We start from the raw sequence: 21,003 nt of genomic DNA on the forward strand, positions 1-21,003 counted from the left end.
ATGCTGTGTGGTGCAGGCGGTTTGCCTGGCGCTAGAGCATCGTACGAATTCTCTGGGTAATGGACTCGGCATCCAGCTCCATACGGGCGATCTGCTGATTCTGTGAGCCATACCCTTCGGCGTAGGCGTCCGGCGCGGCAAAGGCGCGGAAGCGTGGGGCCTCCACACCTCCTAACATATCGCTCTGCGCCAATAAGAGCGCAACCGCCGCGGACAAGCCGCCATGGGGGCCATGCTCCTCCATGGCGATCACCAACCGTTTGCCCCGCGCATGGTTGAGGATGGATGCGCTGTCCAACGGTTTGATGGTATGCACATTCAGCACCGTGGCGCTCAGATTATGACTCTGCTCCAACATCTCCGCCACCTGCAGGGCGCGCTCCACCATCACCCCGTAAGCCAGAATCAGCACATCGCCGCCGCGACGGCGCTCCAACGCGCTGCCCAACTGGAAATCGTCCTCCGAGCTGGAGACCACCGGATCGCCGCCTTTGGCCAGGCGGATGTAGAGGGGGCCGGTCCAATCCACGGTTTGCGGCATCATGCGGCGCATCTCCTCGGCATCGGTGACCGCGCACACGCCCATGTTGGGCAGCGCCGACATCAGCGCCACATCCTCCAGGGTGGTGTGGGTGGGGCCCAATGGCGCGTAGACCAGACCGCCGCCATTGCCGATGAGGCGCACCGGTAGTTTGTGCAGGCACAGATCGATGGCGATCTGCTCCAGACAGCGGCGGGTGAGAAAGGTGGCGATGGTGTTGACGTAGGGAATATAACCCTCCAGCGCCAGACCGGCGGCCACGCCGATGAGATTCTGTTCGGCGATCCCCTCCATGAAGAACTGATCGGGCAGCTCTTCGCGCATGGCGTCCAGCGTCCCGGCGCCCAGGTCGGAGCCGACAAAGACGATGCGTTTATCGGCGCGAGCCAGTTCGTGGACCATGTTCAGGCAGGTTTTGCGCATGTGAAGCATCCATTCTAACAGTGCGGGAGATAACGCAAGAGAGTGCCTGCGCGCACAGTGTCAAACTCACCGAGGTCCAGGAGGGCGTCCCTCCTGGCGGGTCCAGGGCGGCGCCCTGGCGGGTCAAGGGCAGAGCCCTTGTGGGGTTTGGGGCGAAGCCCCAATATCTTATAGCGCCCAGAGCTGTCAGCGTCTTTGAGCGTTATTATTTGACAAGCTTACCCATCCAAGGCCGCATACAGCACCCGCATCTCCTCCTCCTTGAGGTAGGATTTGTGGTGCCATTTGGGGTTGTCCTCGGCCTCGGGGATGCCCTTGCCTTTGACCGTATGCGCGATCAACACGCTGGGTTGCCCGGCGGTGAACGGCAAGGCGGTCAGATTCTCCCGTAGCGCGGCCACATCGTGACCATCGCACTGGCGCGCGGCAAAGCCGAACGCGGTCCACTTGTCGGCCAGCGGCTCCAACTCCTGCACCTGCGCCACCGGGGCGTAGGATTGCAGCTTGTTGTAGTCGACGATGGCGGTGAGGTTGTCCAGCTTGTGCTTGGCGGCGAACAGCGCCGCCTCCCACACCGAGCCTTCGTTGATTTCGCCATCGCCCAGCATGACGAACACGCGGTGGGATTTGCCCGCCATTTTGGCCGCCAGGGCCATGCCTGCGCCGATGGACAGACCGTGGCCCAGGGCGCCGGTGGAGGCCTCCACGCCGGGGCAGGGGCCATGTTCCGGGTGGCCGCCTAGACGGCTGTCGATTTTGCAGAAGCCGTCCAACTCCTCGGCGGGGAAGAAGCCTTTGTCGGCGAGGATGGCGTAGAGAGCCAGACAGCCGTGGCCTTTGCTGAGGATGCAACGGTCGCGTGCGTCCCAGTTGGGCTCATGGGCGCGAAAGGCGAGCACGTCGTCATACAGCACGCGCACGATCTCCATCAGCGACATGGCCGAGCCGGGGTGGCCGCGTCCGCCCTTGTCCAGGGCGCGCAGCACCAGTTTGCGCAGGGCGCGGGAGCGGGCGTCCAGGGGCGGGGTGTCGAACACGGGACGGGCGATCTGGGGATTGAGCGGCATAGGGGCTCCGTGTTGCCGGTAATGTCGTTTCCCTGTTGTCGCGACAATCAGAGTTGAACGCACACGCTCTTCAAATGTGCGCCAAAAGCCGCCAACTAACGGGGGTCCAGGGGAATCATTCCCCTGGTGGGTGCAGGGCAAAGCCCTGCCGGGTCAAGGGCAGAGCCCTTGCGGGTCCAGGGCGGAGCCCTGGTTGGGGTCTGGGGCGAAGCCCCAGTATCTTTCCTCATCCATTGCAGAACTGACTTTCGTGTGATCAATCACACTCGGCCAAAGCCGGGTGATCATTGCCCGCGCAGCCGGTGAGCAGCACGTCGGCGTAGCGATTGGCGCGCAGCAGGCGCGTACGGCGGATCTTGCCGATATCCTCGGTGTGGCCCGCCGCACGCAGGGCGTTGGCGCCGCCGGGCAGAAACGGATTGAGGATGATCATGGACCAGATTAGCCCCATGATGGGGTGATAGGCGGCAAAACGGCGCAGGAAGGTCTGGTCGCCGCCAGCCTCATAGAGCTGGATCGCCTCTTCACACAGGGTGGCGCGCAAACCGCCGCGCAGCGCCATGGCCGGTTGCCACAGTAGATCAGACAGCGCTTTGACCGGGTCATCCCAGCCGAAATACTCCAGATCGAGGAAGGTCAGACGGCCATCGGCGTCGCGCATGGCGTTGTGCAGCCCGAAGTCCGACAGGCTCAAGGTGCGAAAACGGATCGGCAGCACCGATTCACGTGGAATGTGCTGCTCGGCGCGTTTGAAAATCCGATCCCTGAGCGGCTCCAGCCGGGCGCGGATGAAGTCGTCCAGTTCGGGGTAGTCCCCCGCCGCCTCCCACAATCGCTCAATGCGGCGGGTCACCTGACGATGCGCGCTCTCCAGCGAGAACACAGCATCGGAGGCCGCCACCAGGGCGTCGGCGCCGACGGCGTCGCGCAGGGTGTGCATGCGCTCCATGATGGCCAGCATGGTCTGGATGTCGGCGCCGGTGGCCACGCCGTTGTTGGCGGGATCGCCCGGGGCCCAGGAGAGCAGCGCCGCGCGCGCCACCGGATCGGCGGCCAGCAGAGTGGGGAAGGCGGATTGCTGATGTTCGGCCAGGAACCACAGCGCCGAGGTTTCGCGCCCCATGCGGTTGCGCGGATCGTCGGCCAAGCTGGGATAGCGCTTGAGGGCGTAAAGCTGGCCGTCGCTGGTCTGGACTTTATACAGGCGGTTATTGCGCCCACGTCCGCGGATGGGTTTGATGCGGATGTCCGCGCGCGCAAGCAGACGCGCAGCCAGCGCCTCGGGGGCGTCGGCTGGCGGGGCGGCGGCGCTGGGCGTCGCTTCAGGCGAAGAGGGCTTGGCGAATGTCATTCCAGCTCCGAAAACGCTCCACTCCAATAGGCGCGCGCGCGCCAGATCCCGGGGTATAGAGCAGACGGCGGGTCGTCTGCGGAAACGCCGGATCGGTCAAAACCTCTTCCAGATCGTCAATAAAGACTGCGCAATCCAGATGCGCAATCATGCGGATCTTCTCGCGCCGGGTTCCGCGAAAGATCACCCGTCCCGGATCCAGTCCAATGGCTGGATCCTCAAAGTATCCCTGCTGCGCCAGCCAAGCGTAGGCGGCGCGACGCATATCCACCCGTTGGGGATCGCGCTTGGCGAACTGCGTTTTGTGGCTCACCACATAGATTTCGGCGCCAGCGGCTCTGGCGGTGAGCAAAAAATCGCGCGAGCCGGGCATGGGCTCCGCTTCGCTCATGCGATGGGCGTAGACCTGCGCTTGCAAGGTCTGCCACAGCGCCTCGCCGTCGGGCAGGGCGCGGGTGGCGGCGCGCACCGCGCTCTTGTCCCAGCGCGTGTTCTGCGCTGGGTCAATCCAGCCGCGTTCGCGCGCGCACTGAGCGAACAACTGGTCGTAGCCCGCCAGTGTGTTATCAAAATCGATGCCGATGCGCATCGCGGCGCGCCCTTTGCGTCGTTGCGTTCTCTATTTAAACAGCGCGGTGATGAATTTGTACAGCGAAACCGGGGTGATATGCTCGCGATTGCAGACGATCTGCACATCCAGCGCCGCCGCCGCGCTGCCCAGGAACACCGCGATGTCGGGGGAGAGTTTTGCCCCGGAGGCCAGCGCCGCCAGCGTCAAAAAGGCGTCTCCGGCGCCGATGATGTCCACCACCTGAGTGGTCAAAGCGGGCGTGCGGAACGCTTCGCCGCGCTCGATATCCAGCAGCAGGGCGCCGCTGGGGCCCATGGTGATGGCCATCTGCTTGGCGTTGACCCCTTGGCCCACCTGCGCGGCCACCGCTTCGAGATCCTGTACCCGATCGTGGGCGGCCAGGCGCACCTCCGGCTCGTTGAGGGAGACGAAATCGGCGCGGGCGTAGCGATTGATCACATGGTAGCCGCGATTGCCGCTGTTGATCTGCGTATTGACCGCCAGATAGCGCGATTTGCGGCACAGCGCATCGACGATGCCGGGGCTGAGCAGGCCGTTGCCGTAGTCGGGCACGATCACCATGTCGTAGTCGGCGGCGTGCTCCTCGATCCAACTGATGAAGGCGGCGTCCACGGTGGGAGTGAGGGGCTCGGGATCGTAGAAGTAGATCTCGAACATCTTCACATTGCCATCCACATAGCGCCGTTTCACCAGCGTGGGCGCCTCTTCGTAGTGGAAGAAGTGCGGGGTGATGTTATCTTGTAGATGTTTGTGGATGAAGCTTTCATGGGGGCAGTTGCGCCCCAGACCGGTGAGCAGCCCTACCTCCTTGACGAAGCCGGAGAGGTGGTTGGCGATGGCCAGGGAGCCGCCGGCGAACTGCTCCTTGCTCTCATAGCGGGCGGCGATGATGTTGCCGCCCTTGCCGGTCAGACCCATGGGGGAGGCGTAGCAGTACTCGTCGATGATCGCTTCGCCCACCACCAGCACGCGCATGTCGGACAGCGCCTGCACCTGCTCGATGATCTGCTCGGCGTTGTAGAGTTTTTTCAGATTGTCCAGGTAGGCTTTGGTGCGCGGCGGAAACAGGCTCAAATGCTCATTGATGAGGGAGCTGGAGCTGAACACGATCTCCTCGGTGAAGAGGATGCGTCCGCCGTGGGCCTCCACCGCATTCTTCTCCAGCAGAATGTTGCCGGTGATGTCGGATTCGGCGACTTTATAGTCCTGCCCTTTGACGTAGATATCCGGCCGTACTTTGGTGATGGCGGGCACGGCGGTGAAGTCGTGATTGACCGCCACCCAATCCACACAGGCCAGCTGCGCCAGACTCTCGGCGCGCAGCTGTTCGGGGAAGGCGGGGCGGTTGGGCCCCTTGTTGACAAAGCGGTCGGCGGTGATGGTCACCACCAGCATATCGCCCTCGGAGGCGGCGCGCTCCAAATGGCGCATGTGGCCCGGGTGCAGGAGGTCGAAGGTGCCGTGACACTGCACCACCCGTTTGCCGTTGCGCTTGGCCTGTTCGGTAATCTCCGACAGTCGCTCAAGGCTCACCACATGTTCGGCGGCGCTCATGAGGCGTCGCCAGCAGTGGACTGGGCCTGCTCGTCGTCGCCCAGGCAGTCGAACCAGGTTTTGGTGGCCTTGGCGATGGAGGCGGGCTCCCACAGCGGGGCGTCGCGCCAATCCTCAATGGCCGCCAGCATTTTGCCCACCCCCTCTTCGAATGAGATGGTGGGGCGCCAATCCAGCTTGGCCAGAATTTTGGTGGTGTCGGCGAAGGTGCAGTCGGGTTCGCCGGGGCGTTTGGGGATGTAGGTGATCTCCCCGCCCAGCAGCTGCACCAGACGATTGATGCTCTGATGATCGCCGCTGCCCACGTTGAGGGCCTCGCCGACGATGCCGGATTCGGCGGCGGCGTGGAAGGCGGAAGCCACATCGGTTACGTAGGTGAAGTCACGGGTCTGCTCACCATCGCCCACCACGGTGTAGGGCTTGCCATTGAGCTTCTGCGCCAGAAACACGCCGAACACCGCGCCATAAGCGCCGGTGGTGCGCGAGCGCGTGCCGTAGACATTGAACAGGCGCAGCGACATGGCGGGCATGTTGTAGACCTTGGCCCAGTGCAGAACCAACTCCTCGCCCATGTATTTGGTCAGCGCATAGGGATATTGCGGGTCGATGGGCGACTCCTCCGGGGTGGGGAACTTCTCGGGGAAGCCGTAGGAGGAGGAGGAGGCGGCGTAGACCAGTCGCTTGACCCCGGCGCGGCGGGACTGCTGCAGCACATTCAACGTGCCCTGCACATTGACTTCGAAATAGGTCTCCGGGCTCTCGATGGAGGGTACGATATCGGCCAGCCCCGCCAGATGGAACACCCAGTCCACGCCGCCGTTAAAGGCCTCTTCCAGGCTTTCGGCGTCGCGGATGTCGCCTTCGAACAGCGAGAACGCAGGATTATTCTGTAGTGTGGCGATGTTGGATTGACGCCCGGTGGAGAAGTTGTCCAGGCAGCGCACCTGATGGCCCGCCGTCAGCAGTCGTTCACACAGATGGCTACCGATAAAACCGGCTCCCCCCGTCACCAATGCAATCATAACGCTCCCCCGTCAGGCTGGATCTGGCGCCCAGTCGTTCTTAGATAAAGTTAACATGAGGCGGCTTGCGCCCGACGGCGCTGCGGTGTGCCGGGGCCGCCTCCAATTGAGTTAAATAGCGATTCACCGCATCCATACGGCAGTTGCTGCGGCAGGCGCTGATATCCAGCCCGTGACGCACGAATTCAAACCCGGCGCGGCGCCCTTCTCCCTCCCAGATCTGCTGGAAATCCATCTCATTGATATTGCCGTACTCAAAGCGTTTGTCCAGCAGGAAGGCGCTGCACCCGGAGACGGTTCCGTTGGACATGATATAGGCCCACAGAAACGGTGTGGCGCGGCACATGTCATAGCGCTCGGCGGACTGATACTTCTCCATGGTTTGACGCCGGAACACCACCTGGAAGCTATCGCTGTTCAGCGCGGCCAGTTCGGCGTCCAACGAGAGGTAGTCCTCGTAGGTCAGATCTTCATACTGACGCGTTTCGCTGAACAGATGCTGGGAGTAGGGTTTGACCACCAGGTAGTCCAGCCCGACTTGATCGCGGCAGATCTTGGCCAGTTGCGCCACTTCATGGGCGTTGTCGGGCAGCAGCAGACACTGTGCGCCCAGCGTGACGCCCAGATTGCCGCGTTTGCGCGCCTCGGTCAGACGTTGCAGATTGGCCAAGGCGATATCGAAGTCCTCGGCTTTGGTTTGATGGATTTTGGCGTAGTTGTCGGCGGAGCCTGCATTGATGGAGGCTTTGATCCAACAGATCAGCGGCAGCGCTTCGTCGACGAATCCCGGCGGCAGCACGGTGGCGTTGGTGGTGAGGGCCGAATCGATGCCCGCCGCGTGGGTGTTGCCGATGATGCGCGCCATCTGCTTGTGCAGCAGCGGCTCGCCCTCGCCGGCGTACATGATGCTCTTGACCCCCAGACGCCCCATCTCCGCCAGCCGTTTGCTCATCACCTCTGCGTCCAGGCGATTATGGGAGGGGTAGCCGATGTAGTCCACTGCACAGAAGCCGCAGCGATGGTTGCACGCGCCAACCGGCGACACCTCCATATAGATGGGATAGACCGATTTGGCCAGCTCCCAGTCGTCGCCCGCCGCCATCAGCTGCGCCACCCGCTCGGGGTGGTGCATCAGCTTGTGGCTGTCTATGCCGAACTTATCGCTCATTGTCCCCGTTGGCTCCCGCTGGCGCGGCGCGGGGTGAAGCGCCGCTGCGTCGGCGTCGGTCTGCGCCGACGTCTCATTATGTTGAATCCGTTGAGCAACCTCTTGAGCAAGCGCGGCGCCAGTGCCGGTTATTCAGTTAACTCAATGGTTTGAGCGTGTGCGCCAGGCATCCGTCAGCGACCGGGCGGCAGCGTTTGCCGCATCGATCAGGAGATTCCGTCCGTCAATTCCCGCGCCAGACCCACATAGGAGCCCGGGGTCATCTCCAGCAGGCGCGATTTGGCCTCGGCGGGGATCTCCAGCTTCTCGATGAAGGCGGCCATGCCCGCCGCATCCACGCGCTTGCCCCGGGTCAGCTCCTTGAGCTTCTCATACGGCTGTTCAATGCCATAGCGGCGCATCACCGTCTGCACCGCTTCGCCCAGCACCTCCCAGTTGGCGTCCAGGTCGGCGGCCAGACGCTCGGGATTGGCTTCCAGCTTGCCAATGCCGCGGCGCGCCGAGCTGTAGGCGATGAGGCTGTAGGCCAGACCCACGCCCATGTTGCGCAGGGCGGTGGAGTCGGTGAGATCGCGCTGGAAGCGGGAGACCGGCAGTTTTTCGGCCAAGTGGCCCAGCACCGCGTTGGCCAGACCGATGTTGCCCTCGGCGTTTTCAAAGTCGATGGGGTTGACCTTGTGCGGCATGGTGGAGGAGCCCACTTCGCCGGCTTTGGTCTTCTGTTTGAAATAGCCCCAGGAGATGTAGCCCCACACGTCGCGGCAGTAGTCGATCAGCACCACGTTGTAGCGCATGGCGGCGTGGAACAGCTGCGCCATGCCGTCGTGAGGCTCGATCTGGGTGGTCATCAGATTGGGCTCCAGCCCCAGGCTGGCGATGAAGTTGCGCGAGAAGGCGGGCCAGTCCACTTCCGGGTAGGCGGCCACGTGGGCGTTGAAGTTGCCCACCGCGCCGTTGATCTTGCCCGGCAGGGCGACGGCGGCGAACTGATCGCGGGCGCCGCACAGGCGCACGTAGACGTTGGCCATCTCCTTGCCCAGGGTGGAGGGCGAGGCGGGTTGACCGTGGGTGCGCGAAAGCATGGGCAGGTCGCGATGGGTCTGCGCCAGCGCCTGGATGTCGCCGCACACCGCGTTCATGGCGGGCAGAATCACTTCATCGCGAGCGGCCTTGAGCATCAACGCATGGGCCAGATTGTTGATATCCTCGGAGGTGCAGGCGAAGTGGATGAATTCGCTCACCGGCCCCACTTCGGTGCCCGCGACCTTCTCTTTGAGCAGATACTCCACCGCCTTGACGTCGTGGTTGGTGGTGGCTTCGATCTCTTTGACCCGGCGCGCGTCGGCCTCGCTGAAATTGGCCACGACGCCATCCAGCAGCGCATTGGCGGCGGCGCTGAAGGCGGGGACTTCGATAATGGCGGGCTCGGCGGCCAGGGCTTGCAGCCAGCGCACCTCAACCTCGACGCGGAAACGGATCAGACCATATTCGGAAAAGATATCGCGCAGGGCGTCCGACTTGGAGCCGTAGCGGCCATCAATGGGGGAAACGGCGGTCAGTTCCGACAAGGGCAGGGGCATGACAGGGGTTCCTCAATTTGCTCTGCAGGTCAGCGGCTCCGCAGGTTCGTGACGGGAGCCATATCGATTGGCGGCATGCGGGCGGGCGCGCGGAATCCTGCGGCGCCTGCGCATCGTTCATTCTGATCGCGACATTCTAACGGCGCGCGCCCGGCGCTTCAATGTGGCGCGAGGCGTGGCGAGGAATTTCCCGTCATTGTCTAACTCCCTTCATCCGGGTACGCCCAGAAGGGCGCAGGAGACTTCGCGTTGGGCCATCAATGCGGCGGCCTCCGCCATGGAGCCGACGTCCAGCTTGCGCAGCGCCGCCGTTTTCTGTTTTTCCACCGTGCGTGGACTGACGCCCAGGCGTTCAGCGATCTGGCGCGCTGAGAGGCCGCCGACGGACATCTGCAGCGCTTCGCGCTCACGCGCCCCCATGGCGCGCAGCGCACGTCGGGTTTGTTGTGTGCGCAAAAGGTGGGCCTGGCGTGGTTCATCCCAAGCCAGGGCGCGGCTGGTCAGCTCCAGCAGTTTGACCTGATTGATCGGTTTTTTGATGAACGCAAAGGCGTTGGCTTCCAGGATCTCCTGCAAAGTTTCGGTTTCGACCCGGTGTGACATGAAAATGACCGGGTGCAGGATTTCGCGGCTGCGCAGGGCGCTGAGTAGGCGTAAAGGGGCCCAGTCAGGGAACAGCATGTCCGCTAGAATGACGGCTGGGGAGCCTGTGGGTTCGCAGGCGAACAATGTCTGGATGGTGCTGTGAGGGGTTGGCGTGATGCCGCTGGGCTCGAGCATGCGGTTGTAGAGCGTGGTGGAGAGGGGGTCGCTGTTTAACACGTGCAGCTGGCCAAGAGTACGCATATTTACCTATCCATTATACGCATTTTTACCTATTCAAAATGAAATTATGCAGAAATCCGCTTTGAGGCTCAAGGCGCGCAGCGTATCTTTGTTGCGCCGCCAATTGTCGCGCGCCCCTTCTTGATTGCTGTGCGCAAGGCGGTTTTGGCGTGAGCGCCACATTCTCCCATTTAATTTACAGGCCTGTCTTAGATGAACGACTCCGCACAACCCACCAACGATGCGAAAGCGCGCTTGGCGCCCACTATCGCCAACCCGCCAACACATGTGGTGGGCATCGGCGCTTCCGCAGGCGGTTTGGAGGCGATCCAGTCGTTTTTCCAAAAGATGCCCGCCACCAGCGGCGCAGCCTTTGTGGTGGTGCAGCACCTGTCGCCCGACTACAAAAGCTTGATGGTGGAGCTGCTCTCCAAGCAGACGCAGATGCCGGTCAAGCGCATCACTGACGGCATCCCGGTGGAGGCCGATACGGTCTATCTCATTCCGCCCAAAAAGAACGTCAAGATCTTCCATGGCCGCTTGGTTCTGACTGACCAGGACCATAACGCCTTGGGCATCAACCTGCCCATCGACATCTTCTTCACCTCCCTGGCTGAGGATCAAGGCGATAAAGGGGTGGCGGTGATCCTCTCCGGCGCGGGCAGCGACGGCACCCGCGGCATCAAAAGCATCAAGGAGAAGGGCGGCATGGTGATGGCGCAGGCCGAGGCCAGCGCCAAGTTCGACAGTATGCCAAAGAGCGCCATCTCCACGCATCTGCCGGACTTTGTTCTGCCCCCCGAAGAGATGCCCGAGCAGTTGATGGCGTTTCTCAAACACCCCTACGCCACCCGCGAAGGCATCGCGCGCAAACTGGCCGAGAAGGGCACCGGCCTGACCCGCATCTATTCATTGTTGCGTGATAACAGCGGCATCGACTTCACCTTCTACAAAACCTCCACCGTCATGCGCCGCATCGAGCGCCGCATGACCATCAACCGCTATGAGGATCTGGATGAGTATGTGCGGTTTTTGGAGAGTTCGCCGCGCGAACAGACGGTGCTATTCCGGGAGTTGCTCATTGGCGTCACCAGCTTCTTTCGCGACGCCGAAGCGTTTCAGTTGTTGCGTGAGAAATATATCCCCGAGCTGATTCGCAACAATAGCGGCAAGCAGTTGCGGGTGTGGGTGGCCAGTTGCTCCACTGGCGAGGAGGCCTACTCCCTGGCGATTCTGTTCATGGAGGCGATTCAGAACAACGACGTGGCGGTGGATGTGAAGATCTTCGCCACCGATGTGGATCAGGACGCCATCTTCCACGCCAGTCAGGGCGCCTATCCCAAGAGCATCGTCGCCGACGTGCCCCCGGCGCTGCTCAACAAGTACTTTCTGCACAAGGGCGACAACTACCATATCAGCCGCCAGATTCGCGAGATGGTGGTGTTCGCCCAGCACAATCTGATCAAGGATCCGCCGTTCACCAACATCAATTTCGTCTCCTGCCGCAACCTGCTGATCTACTTCCAGCCGGTGTTACAGCAGCGGGTGCTTGAAGGGTTTAACTTCTCCCTCACCACCGATGGCCTGCTGTTTTTGGGCACCAGTGAAACCCCGGGCGAGATGGAGAGCTACTTCACCTCGCTGCATCCCAAGTGGAAGATCTACCGCTGTAAAGGCAAGCGTCGGGTGGTGGGCGAAAGCCACGTGGTGGGCAAGTACGAGCACAAATCCTGGGGCGGCGTTGGCGGATTGGGGCGGCCTGATACGACCAGTCCAGCAAAAATGCTGGAAGAGGAGCGGGTGCTGGCGCGCTTTGTGGAAACTGTCTCCGGCGCCTACTTGCCGTTTGCTCTGGTGGTCAACGAGCAGATGCAACTCCTCCAGGTTCTGGGCGAATCCCGCGACTACATGCGCATTCCGTTTGGTTCGCCCATTACCGATATCTCCAAACTCATGGTGGAGGATCTCTACATCCCGGTCTCCACCGGCGTGGCCAAGGTGTTCCGCAGCGGCGAGGAGGTCTCCTTCAGCAATATCCGCATGCAGGACCCCGACGCCCATTCGCCGCGCTATGTGAACGTGCGCATCATGCCTCTCAAGGGGCGCAAGAACCAACCGCCTTTGGCGGCGCTGTTCATTCAAGAGCAGAGTAATGAAGGAGCGGGCGTCAAGAGCGGCGAATCCTACGATTTCAATCAGGAGACGCTGCAGCGCATCAATGATTTGGAGCATGAGCTGCAACTGACGCGGGAGAACCTGCAAGCCACCATTGAAGAGCTGGAGACCTCCAACGAGGAGTTGCAGGCCACCAACGAGGAGCTGTTGGCCAGTAACGAAGAGCTGCAATCCACCAACGAGGAGCTGCAGTCGGTTAACGAAGAGCTGTACACCGTCAACGCTGAGTTGCAGAACAAGATCCTGGAGTTGACCGAGGTTAACAACGACCTGGACAACCTGATGAACAGCACCCAGGTGATTTCACTGTTCCTCGACGACAATCTGGATGTGCGCCGCTTCACCACCAGCGCGGCGCAGCTGTTCAACATTCTCGATTCCGACATCGGGCGCCCTCTGGCGCATCTGTCGCACAATCTGCGGGATGTGGACCTGATTCCGCTCATTGGGCGGGTCAATCGCACCCACAAGAGCGAGGAGCGGGTGGTGCGGTCAGTGGGCGGCGATTTCTATCAATTGCGCGTTTTGCCTTACCGCATCGCCCCCGACGCCTACCAGGGGGTGGTGGTGGTCTTTGTCAACATCAACACCTTGCAACACGCGCAACAGGAGCTGAACCGGGTCTCCCTGACTGAAGGGCTGATTCGCCATACCGCCCAGATCGGCAGTTGGGAGTGGGATATCGCCAGCGGCCGTATGATCTGGTCGGAGAACGTGGCGGAGATGTTTGGTCTCCAGAGCAGCGCCGATCTGGAGGGGGATTTCGATGCGTTCTTGAAGATTCTTCATTCCGATGATCGCGTGTTTGTCAGCGAAATGGCGGATAAAGCCGTTACTGAACACGGCGTGTTTGATATCGACCACCGCATCATGACTCCCGATGAGGCGGTGCGCTGGATGGCGCTGACCGGCAAGGTGATCTATGACGAGCATGGCCGACCGCAACGCATGGTGGGCATTATCCGCGATATCTCCGCCAGTAAAGAGCTCGAAGAGCAGGTGCAGGAGAAAAACGCGCTGCTGGCCAGCATCTACCGCACCGCGCCTATCGGTATCGGCATGGTCAGTGAGCGCAATCTGCTGTGGGTCAATCCGCAGGTTTGCCGCATCAGCGGCTATGAACAGAGCGAATTGGTGGGACAGGATGCGCGCATGCTCTATCCGTCTGATGAAGAGTATGAGTTTGTTGGGAAAGAGAAATATCGGCAGGTTCTCGTGAATGGGACAGGCACGGTGAAAAGCCGCTGGCTGCGCAAGGATGGCGACGTGGTCGATATCCTGATGAGTTCGTCGCCGGTGGATAAACGCAATCTGGACAAAGGCGTGACCTTCATGGTGCTGGATTTGACCAATCTGAGCGAATTTCCCGAACTGGCGATGCAGGATCGTTTCAATGAGTGACCATATGGACAAGGAGGCCTATCTGTCGCGTTTGAAGCGTCGTGCGGAGATCGCGCTGGAACAAAAAGATGTCGAACTGCACGATCTGGAGATCCACGATCTGCGCGCCCTGGCGCATGATCTGCGCGTCTACCAGATTGAGCTGGAGATGCAGAATGAGGAGCTGCGCGAGTCGCAGCTGCATCTGGAGCAGTCGCGCCGCAACGCCGAGGATCTGCGCGACTGCTTTTCGCGTCTGTTCCATGAAGCGCCCACCGGCTATCTGGTGATGGACCGCGTGGGCATGATCCAGATGTGCAACCAGACCATCGCCGACATGCTCAATGTGGAGGTGCGCGCGCTGGTGGGGTCGCCGGCGCAGCGCTGGGTGGATTCCCGCGATCGTCAGGAGTTTCTCAGCCGCTATAATGGGTTTTATCAAAACCCTCAGGACAAGAGTTTGATGTTGCGCCTGATACCCCTGGATGGGGAGCCGTTTCATGCGCGGCTGGAAGGGCGGCGCTCGCGTTGGCGCCCCTCAGCATTTGGCGCGTGCAAGGCGGATTCCGACCACCTGCTGATTCTGGTGCACGATATCTCTGAACTGGTGAGCATGCGCGAAGCGATGCGCCAGGCCAAGGAGGAGGCCGAAGAGGCGACCCGGGTGAAGGATAAATTCATCGCCCTGGTGGCGCATGATCTGCGCAGCCCGTTAAGCTCCATCGTCGGTTTGCTGGACTATCTGCTCAATGAGACGGACCATCGCTTTGATGCAGAGCAGTCACAGTTGGTGGCCACGGCGCGCTCCAGCGGCGAAGGATTGATTCGCCTGAGTGAAGAGATTCTGAATATCAGCCGGTTAAGCACCGGCGCCATCACCCTCAATCAGGAGTTCGTCGACGCCCATATGTTGGTGGAGGAGTGCCTGCCGAGGTTGGATTTTCTGCGGCGCCAAAAGAGCCTGCGCATCGACAATCTGGTTGCGGCGGGCATGCGGCTGTATGTGGATCCGGTTCTGTATAGTGAAGTGCTGCAAAACATCCTCTCCAACGCCATCAAATTTAGCCATCCTGGGGGGGGGATCAGCATTGAAGGCGCGCCGGACGAAGCGGCCAGTCTGATGATCCGGGATAGCGGCGTGGGCATGGCGCCGGAGGTTCAGGCCCACCTGTTTGACCCGGGGGTGAAAACCAGCGAGCTGGGAACCGCCGGCGAGCGGGGAGCAGGGTTTGCGTTGCCGTTCTGCGCCAAGATAATCGAAAGCCATGGCGGGCGCATCCATACCTGGTCTCAGGAGGGTGTTGGCAGCTGTTTCACCCTCTCTTTGCCCATTGTTGAGCCGCGCATTCTGTTGGTGGACGATGATGAAAGCTCCCTGGAGTTGATGCGTCATGCGCTTGCTCCGATCAATGGGATTCAACTCTCCTACGCCAACAATGGCCAGGACGCCATGGTGCTGATTCGGGAGCAGGCGCCGGATCTGGTGCTGTGTGATCTCTACATGCCGGTGATGGATGGTTTCCATCTGCTGCGCCGCATGCGTGAGGAGGCGTGTTTGCAGCGCACCCCCATGATTATGGTGACGTGCGATAAGACGGTGGCCACACAGGAGCGATTGCTGCGTCTGGGCGCATTCGACGTGATGACCAAGCCGGTGAGTTCGGAGGCGCTGATTCCTCGGGTGCGTCGGATTATCTGGTAGGCGGCTGCGGCTCGCTCTCCTGGCGCCGCCAGCGCGCAATCATATCCAGTAATTGACGCTTCTTGACCGGTTTGGAGACGTGGTCATCGCAGCCAGCTTGGAGAACGCGCTGGATCTCTTCAGTCAGCGCGTAGGCGGTCAGCGCGATGATCGGCGTATGCGGCTTGTCATGGGCGTGCTCCCAATGGCGGATTTTGCGGGTGGCGGTCATGCCGTCCATCTGCGGCATCTGCATGTCCATCAGCACCAGATCAAACGGTCCTTCGCGCTGGAACATCTCCACGGCGATACGACCATTTTCCGCAAACGCCAAAGTATGGGGCGACTGCTTGAGGAATTCACGCAGCAGCAATTGATTGTCTGCAGAGTCCTCCGCAATCAGGATGCGCAACTGCTTGCGCGCATCCAGTTCGGGATGCTCCTGGGGCGTGGGCGCCTGCTCCGCAGTGGTTTGTGGCAGAGGCAACTGCAGAGTAAAACAACTTCCGTTGCCCACTGAACTGGAGACCTGTAATTCGCCGCCCATCAACTGCGCCAGGCGACTGGAGATGGTCAGCCCCAAACCGGTGCCGCCATAGCGCCGGGTAATGGAGGCGTCCTCTTGGGAGAAGCTTTCGAAGATCTGGCTCTGCCGCTGCGGGGAGATGCCGATGCCGGTGTCCTCGACGGCCAGAGAGACCCAACCAGCGCGCAGCAGTTTGGCGCTTAAGGTAATGGAGCCGACTTCAGTGAATTTGAGCGCATTGCTGAGCAAATTGAAGAGAATTTGCCGCACCCGCAGCGGGTCGCCTTTGACCCACTGCGGCAGATGTGTATCCACGCTGTGGGTGAAGCTGAGCTTTTTGGCCTGGATCTGCGGGGCAAAGATCTCCATGGCGTGAGATAACAGCGCAGGCAGGTCAAATGGCGTACTCTCCACCTGGGCTTTGCCCGCCTCGATTTTGGACAGATCCAGAATATCATTGATGATGGAGAGCAGCGTTTCGCCCGCATTATGCGCTACGTCCACAAAGCGTTGCGCATTGGGATCCAGATCCCGCTCCGCCAGCAGTTCGGTCATGCCCAGAATAGCGTTCATGGGGGTGCGAATCTCATGGCTCATATTGGCCAGGAACTCGCTTTTGGCCTGACTCGCCTGTTCCGCTTGGGCTTTGGCTTCGCGCAGCGCCTGTTCGGCGCGTTTGCTGGCGGTGATGTCCTGCATGGCGCCCGCCATCAGCAGGGGCGCGCCGTCACTGGCGCGGGCCAGCACCTTGGCGCGATTGTTGACCCAAATCCACTGCCCATGGCGATGCTTGACGCGCATTTCGGTGGCGAAAGCGGGACTCTGACCGGCAAAGTGGCGCTCGAGACGACGTTGGAAGAGAGGCAGATCATCTGGATGGATAAACCGCTCCCAGGCTTCGGGGGTGATATCTCCCAACTCAACGGAGGCGTAGCCCATCATCTGCGCCCAACGATCATTATAGGTGATCTGGCGTTCGGGAATGCGCCACTCCCAGGCGCCCGCCTGGGTCCCCTCGAGGATGTTATTCAGGCGCTGGCGCTCCTGATTGATGGCCATCTCCGTCTGTTTCTTCTCGGTGATGTCCAGCTTGACGCCAACGTAGTGGGTGATGCGCCCGGTGTCGCTGTTGGCCACAGGGCTGATGCTGGCTTGCTCCCAATAGAGGGTCCCATCCTTGCGTTTGTTGAGCAGTTCGCCGCGCCAGGTGTGGCCTGAGGAGATGCGCTTCCAGAGCTCCTGGTAGGTTGCGTCATCATTTTCGCCGGATTTGAGCAGACGCGGGTTCTGACCCACCGCCTCGTCGCTGCTGTAACCGGTGATCTTCTCGAACATCGGATTGACGTACTGAATGACGCCTTCGGCGTCGGTGATGATGATGGAGGCGGGGCTCTCCTCCACGGTGCGCGAGAGCAGCTGCAGGCGCTTCTCCACCTCAGCGCGCTGAGAGATGTTGCGGATAAAGGCAAACAGGAATTCCTGCCCTTGGAAAGTGATAAAGCTGAGTTGTATCTCGCTGAGGAAATTGGCTCCCAAGGGGGAGCGCAGAGCGCCTCTGAGGACCAGCGTGCGTTTGCGCCGCGTCAGACGCCATAGCTTGACCGCCAGGTTGGGCAGGAGTTGTTCGTACAGATCGAATATGGTCAGACGCAGCAGTTCATAGCGATCCATCCCCAGCTGCGCGCAGGCGGTGTCGTTGACGTCCTGGATGTGTCCCGCCGCGTCGAGCAGCAGTCCAATGTCGCCCATGTGGTCAACAATGTGGCGGGTGAGCAGCAGACGCGCTTCGGCGGCTTGGCGGCGGGAGATCTCCGCGCGCAGTTGGGCGTTGGCCTGTCGCGTTTGCGCATGGGCGCGGTAAAGATCGAGAAAAATCCGCGTTTTGGCCAGCAGAATATGGTCGTTGATGGGTTTTTCAATGTAATCGACCGCGCCGGCCTCATAGCCTTTCAGCCGATGGCGTTCGTCATGATAGGCGGCGGTGAGAAATAGAATGGGGATCTCTTGGGTGGCGCGCACGGAACGCGCGATGGCGGCCACTTCGTAGCCATCCATGCCCGGCATATCCACATCCAGCAGAATCAGGGCGAAGTCATGCTCGGAGAGAAGCCCCAACGCTTCATTACCGGATTGCGCCTCCAGCACGGTGGCGGAGATGCGCTCCAATAGCAGCCGCAGGGCGACCAGATTGGCGGGCTGGTCGTCAACGATCAAAATCTTTGGCGGGGCGAGGGTCGCGCCCATGCCAGTGTCAGGAGTCGCTGGAGGCGTCATTTTGGTTGGTCTCAGCGAGGTTTTGTTGGTTGGCGCCAATCCAGAAGCGCAGTTTGTCGAACAGGGTGCGCAGCTCCACTGGTTTGGAGAGATAGTCGTTGGCCCCGGCCTGCAGACACGCTTGTCGGTCGCTCTCTTCATTGCGGGCGGTCAGGGCGATGATGGGCGGCTGTCGGCGCGTCATCAGGCTGCGAATACGCCGTGTGGCTTCGATGCCGTCCATATTGGGCATCATGACGTCCATCAAAATGATGTCGATATCGGGATTCTGTTCGATGGCTTGTAGCGCCTTTTCCCCATCTCGCGCCATCAGCACGCAGGTGGCTTTATCCTGCAAAGCGTGCGCCAGGGAGAAGGTGTTGCGCATGTCGTCATCCACCACCAGCACCGTCAATGGGCCGGAGCAGAGCGGCGGTTCAATCTCCAGCGGCCTCCCCTCTTGCGGCGGATCCACCAGCGCTTGGATTTTGGGCAGTGTGGCGTGTCCTGACGTTGAGAACTGCGCGCTGGGCAGCGCCGGTTTGGTTTTTCCCAGCAGCTCGCCAAGCAGCTGCATCAGCGCGTCATTGTCCACCGGCTTGGGCAGATACTCCGTCGCCCCAGCAGCCAGGCACAGCTCCCGGTCGCCCGGCATCGCTTTGGCGGTCAGGGCGATGATGGGCAGCTTGGCGAAACGCTGCTGGCGGCGGATTCTCTCCATGGCCTCAAAGCCGTTCATCTCCGGCATCATGATATCCATCAACACCAGGTCGATATCCGGGTGTTCATCCAGCAGTTCCAGCGCTTGCACGCCATTTTGGGCGCTCAGTATGCGCCCCACTCGGGCGCCCAACAGGGATTTCATGGCGAACAGATTGCGCCGGTCATCATCCACCAGCAACAGCGTGCGGCTGAGATCTTGGAAAAGAGGCGCTTCGGACGCCCTGGAGTGCTGTCGTTGGTTGCTCAAACGAATGGGCGTGGATTCCCTCCGTTTCAAATGAATTGGCAGGAACAGGGTGAACGTTGACCCCTTGCCCTCGTGACTTTCCACTTGAATCTCGCCATTGAGCAGATCGGCAAAACGGCGTGAGATGGACAGGCCCAGACCAGTGCCGCCGAATTTGCGGCTGGTGGAGCCATCAGCCTGGTGGCACGCTTCGAAAATCTGTTCGCGTTTGTCATCGGGAATGCCGATGCCGCTGTCGGCGACGCTGATGGCCACGCAATCGGCATGGCTCAAATCCGCGTTCAGGAACAGCTGATTGCGTGGCGGGCGGGCGATGCGCACCGTGACGCCGCCGTGGGAGGTGAACTTGATGGCGTTGGACAGGAAGTTGCGCACAATCTGTTCAGCTTTGCCCCAGTCGGTGGCGATTATCGGCGGGGCGTTTTCGCTCACAGAGATCTCCAACGACAACCCCTTTTGCGTCGCCATGGGGCGGAACAGGCGCTCCAAGGCGCCGGTCAGGTCGTCAAACGGTTTGGACTCAATATAGAGCTCCATGCGCCCGGCCTCGACCTTGGAGAGGTCAAGGATATCGTTGATCAAATGCAGCAGGTCGCTGCCGCTCTCGTAGATAACGTTCAGGGCTTCCACTTGATCGGTGTGGAGATTGCCCTGCGGGTTTTCCCCCAGAGCTTTGGAGAGCACCAGCAGGCTGTTGAGCGGCGTGCGCAGCTCATGGGACATGTTGGCCAGGAACTCGGATTTATAGCGACTGGCGTTCTCCAGCGCGTAGGCTTTCTCTTTGAACACATCGGCGGCCATGGCCATGGCGCCAATTTCATCGCTGCGGCCTTTGCCGGGAATTTGCGTATCTTGACGTCCGCGCGCCAAGTTGGTCAGGGCCAGGGTCATGCGCCGCACGGGTTCGGCGATGTTGCGGCTGATCCACCACGCCAGCGACAGACCCAGCAACAGCGCAGCGATGGTGGCGAATTCGGTATAGCTTTGTGATTTGCCCACGCCGGTCCGCAACGCAGTTTCCACGCGGCTCTGATCAGACAGCGCCAACTCTTTGAGTTGACGCGCGTGGTAGGCGATTTCAGCGGCTTCTCCGCCCATCACCACATAGACCAAGTGCATATAGGCGCGGGTGGCGCGCACCATGGCGAAAAAGGCCTGCTCCAGCTGTGTGGACATCAGATGGATGGCGTTTTCGCTGGGCGCTGTGGGCGCATGGGTGTTCAGGGCGCTCTGCAAGCGGCGTAGGACCGAGGTTAACGCGTTCAACTCGAGTTTGGTCTGCTCCACCAGGGTTGAGGTGGGACTGCGCAGAAACAGCAGCGCATCCTTTTGCACGGTCAGAAGTTGCGTTTGCGCCTGTTCAGCGAGAGTCTGCGCGGCGGAATTGTCGCGCACGCGGGCGTCGTGGCGCGCCTTGTCAATCACTCCGGCGGCCCAGTCACTGAGCGACTTCAGGCGTTTGATCATGCGCTCCTGTTCGGTGCGCTCCTCAATGGCGGCGTCGAAGTTGTCAAAGTAGAGCTTCAGATGGTGGCGCATCTGCTCCAGGGTTTCGGCGGTGGGCGCATCGCTGTTTTGCGCCAGGGCCTCTGTGACTTGCCGCTGCAGACGTCGTTGCAACTCTTTGGCGCGATCGGCCACGCCGTCGTAACCGGAGTAGGTGTAGGCTAGCGCCACGCGCTGCAAGTCGATGACGTTGCGTTCAATGCGCAGCATGCGGCGCACCCGCTCGGTGGCGGCGTTGTATTGGCCAAACTGCTCCACGGCGGCGTCAAACCCCAGATTGCCCACCATGGCTTGGGCTACGAGCAGCGCCATGATGGCGCTAAAGCCGAGGAAAATGCGGGCGCCGATGGTCATGCGAAACAGGGGGGTGAGTTCAGTCATGGCGGGCG

The 21,003-nt window shown here is 61.1% G+C and carries 13 protein-coding genes; 2 read left to right on the top strand and 11 right to left on the bottom strand.

Annotated elements, in window-relative coordinates:
* Positions 1–31 precede the first annotated feature (31 nt).
* The 9 genes from MAIT1_RS10975 to MAIT1_RS11015 form a co-directional block, all read right to left on the bottom strand.
* Positions 32–964 carry a transketolase family protein gene (locus MAIT1_RS10975; RefSeq protein WP_085442317.1) on the bottom strand — a complete coding sequence of 311 codons (933 nt, stop codon included), beginning with the start codon at positions 962–964 and terminating at the stop codon, positions 32–34.
* A gap of 218 nt (positions 965–1,182) precedes the next feature.
* Entirely contained in the window at positions 1,183–1,983 is an 801-nt protein-coding gene (locus tag MAIT1_RS10980) for a transketolase (protein WP_349678495.1), read from the bottom strand.
* A 304-nt stretch (positions 1,984–2,287) separates the two neighbouring features.
* Positions 2,288–3,382: an aminoglycoside phosphotransferase family protein gene (locus tag MAIT1_RS10985; protein WP_085442319.1), complete on the bottom strand. Its 1,095-nt coding sequence runs from the start codon at positions 3,380–3,382 to the stop codon at positions 2,288–2,290.
* Complete coding sequence (locus MAIT1_RS10990; RefSeq protein ID WP_085442320.1) at positions 3,354–3,971, bottom strand: HAD family hydrolase; 618 nt, start codon at positions 3,969–3,971, stop codon at positions 3,354–3,356. Before MAIT1_RS10990 ends, MAIT1_RS10985 begins: the two co-directional genes overlap by 29 nt.
* Before the next feature lie 30 nt (positions 3,972–4,001).
* Positions 4,002–5,528: a PfkB family carbohydrate kinase gene (locus tag MAIT1_RS10995; protein ID WP_085442321.1), complete on the bottom strand. Its 1,527-nt coding sequence runs from the start codon at positions 5,526–5,528 to the stop codon at positions 4,002–4,004.
* Positions 5,525–6,550, bottom strand: a complete 1,026-nt coding sequence (locus MAIT1_RS11000; RefSeq protein WP_085442322.1) for an SDR family oxidoreductase — start codon at positions 6,548–6,550, stop codon at positions 5,525–5,527. The genes MAIT1_RS10995 and MAIT1_RS11000 overlap by 4 nt, the downstream gene beginning before the upstream one ends.
* A 40-nt stretch (positions 6,551–6,590) precedes the next feature.
* A complete protein-coding gene (locus MAIT1_RS11005; protein ID WP_085442323.1) occupies positions 6,591–7,718 on the bottom strand; it encodes a radical SAM protein in 1,128 nt (375 codons plus the stop codon).
* 206 nt (positions 7,719–7,924) lie between these two features.
* Entirely contained in the window at positions 7,925–9,292 is a 1,368-nt protein-coding gene (gene purB / locus MAIT1_RS11010; RefSeq protein ID WP_085442572.1) for an adenylosuccinate lyase, read from the bottom strand.
* Between the two features lie 216 nt (positions 9,293–9,508).
* The gene (locus MAIT1_RS11015) at positions 9,509–10,144 is read right to left on the bottom strand and encodes a response regulator transcription factor (RefSeq protein ID WP_085442324.1); all 636 of its coding nucleotides are present in this window, start codon (positions 10,142–10,144) and stop codon (positions 9,509–9,511) included.
* Between the two features lie 192 nt (positions 10,145–10,336).
* Here MAIT1_RS11015 and MAIT1_RS11020 point away from each other — a divergent pair, with 192 nt between their 5' ends.
* The gene (locus MAIT1_RS11020; RefSeq protein ID WP_085442325.1) at positions 10,337–13,699 is read left to right on the top strand and encodes a chemotaxis protein CheB; all 3,363 of its coding nucleotides are present in this window, start codon (positions 10,337–10,339) and stop codon (positions 13,697–13,699) included.
* Positions 13,692–15,380, top strand: coding sequence for a hybrid sensor histidine kinase/response regulator (locus MAIT1_RS11025; RefSeq protein WP_085442326.1), 1,689 nt, complete (start codon positions 13,692–13,694; stop codon positions 15,378–15,380). Before MAIT1_RS11020 ends, MAIT1_RS11025 begins: the two co-directional genes overlap by 8 nt.
* Here the strand turns inward: MAIT1_RS11025 and MAIT1_RS11030 are convergent.
* Together MAIT1_RS11030 and MAIT1_RS11035 are read right to left on the bottom strand one after the other, a co-directional pair.
* Positions 15,370–18,129 (bottom strand): PAS domain S-box protein, encoded by a 2,760-nt coding sequence (locus MAIT1_RS11030; RefSeq protein WP_158089439.1) that lies wholly within the window; start codon positions 18,127–18,129, stop codon positions 15,370–15,372. The two genes, MAIT1_RS11025 and MAIT1_RS11030, sit on opposite strands and share 11 nt — an antisense overlap.
* 7 nt (positions 18,130–18,136) lie before the next feature.
* Positions 18,137–20,995, bottom strand: a complete 2,859-nt coding sequence (locus MAIT1_RS11035; protein ID WP_085442328.1) for a response regulator — start codon at positions 20,993–20,995, stop codon at positions 18,137–18,139.
* Between the last annotated feature and the right edge of the window lie 8 nt (positions 20,996–21,003).

This window comes from Magnetofaba australis IT-1 (genome assembly GCF_002109495.1).
Taxonomy (GTDB): Bacteria; Pseudomonadota; Magnetococcia; order Magnetococcales; family Magnetococcaceae; genus Magnetofaba; species Magnetofaba australis.

Coding starts and splice junctions, on each gene's coding strand:
- MAIT1_RS10975 (WP_085442317.1), bottom strand. CDS start 964: ATGCGCAAAACCTGCCTGAACATGGTCCACGAACTGGCTCGCGCCGAT.
- MAIT1_RS10985 (WP_085442319.1), bottom strand. CDS start 3,382: ATGACATTCGCCAAGCCCTCTTCGCCTGAAGCGACGCCCAGCGCCGCC.
- MAIT1_RS10990 (WP_085442320.1), bottom strand. CDS start 3,971: ATGCGCATCGGCATCGATTTTGATAACACACTGGCGGGCTACGACCAG.
- MAIT1_RS10995 (WP_085442321.1), bottom strand. CDS start 5,528: ATGAGCGCCGCCGAACATGTGGTGAGCCTTGAGCGACTGTCGGAGATT.
- MAIT1_RS11000 (WP_085442322.1), bottom strand. CDS start 6,550: ATGATTGCATTGGTGACGGGGGGAGCCGGTTTTATCGGTAGCCATCTG.
- MAIT1_RS11005 (WP_085442323.1), bottom strand. CDS start 7,718: ATGAGCGATAAGTTCGGCATAGACAGCCACAAGCTGATGCACCACCCC.
- MAIT1_RS11015 (WP_085442324.1), bottom strand. CDS start 10,144: ATGCGTACTCTTGGCCAGCTGCACGTGTTAAACAGCGACCCCCTCTCC.
- MAIT1_RS11020 (WP_085442325.1), top strand. CDS start 10,337: ATGAACGACTCCGCACAACCCACCAACGATGCGAAAGCGCGCTTGGCG.
- MAIT1_RS11025 (WP_085442326.1), top strand. CDS start 13,692: ATGAGTGACCATATGGACAAGGAGGCCTATCTGTCGCGTTTGAAGCGT.
- MAIT1_RS11030 (WP_158089439.1), bottom strand. CDS start 18,129: ATGGGCGCGACCCTCGCCCCGCCAAAGATTTTGATCGTTGACGACCAG.
- MAIT1_RS11035 (WP_085442328.1), bottom strand. CDS start 20,995: ATGACTGAACTCACCCCCCTGTTTCGCATGACCATCGGCGCCCGCATT.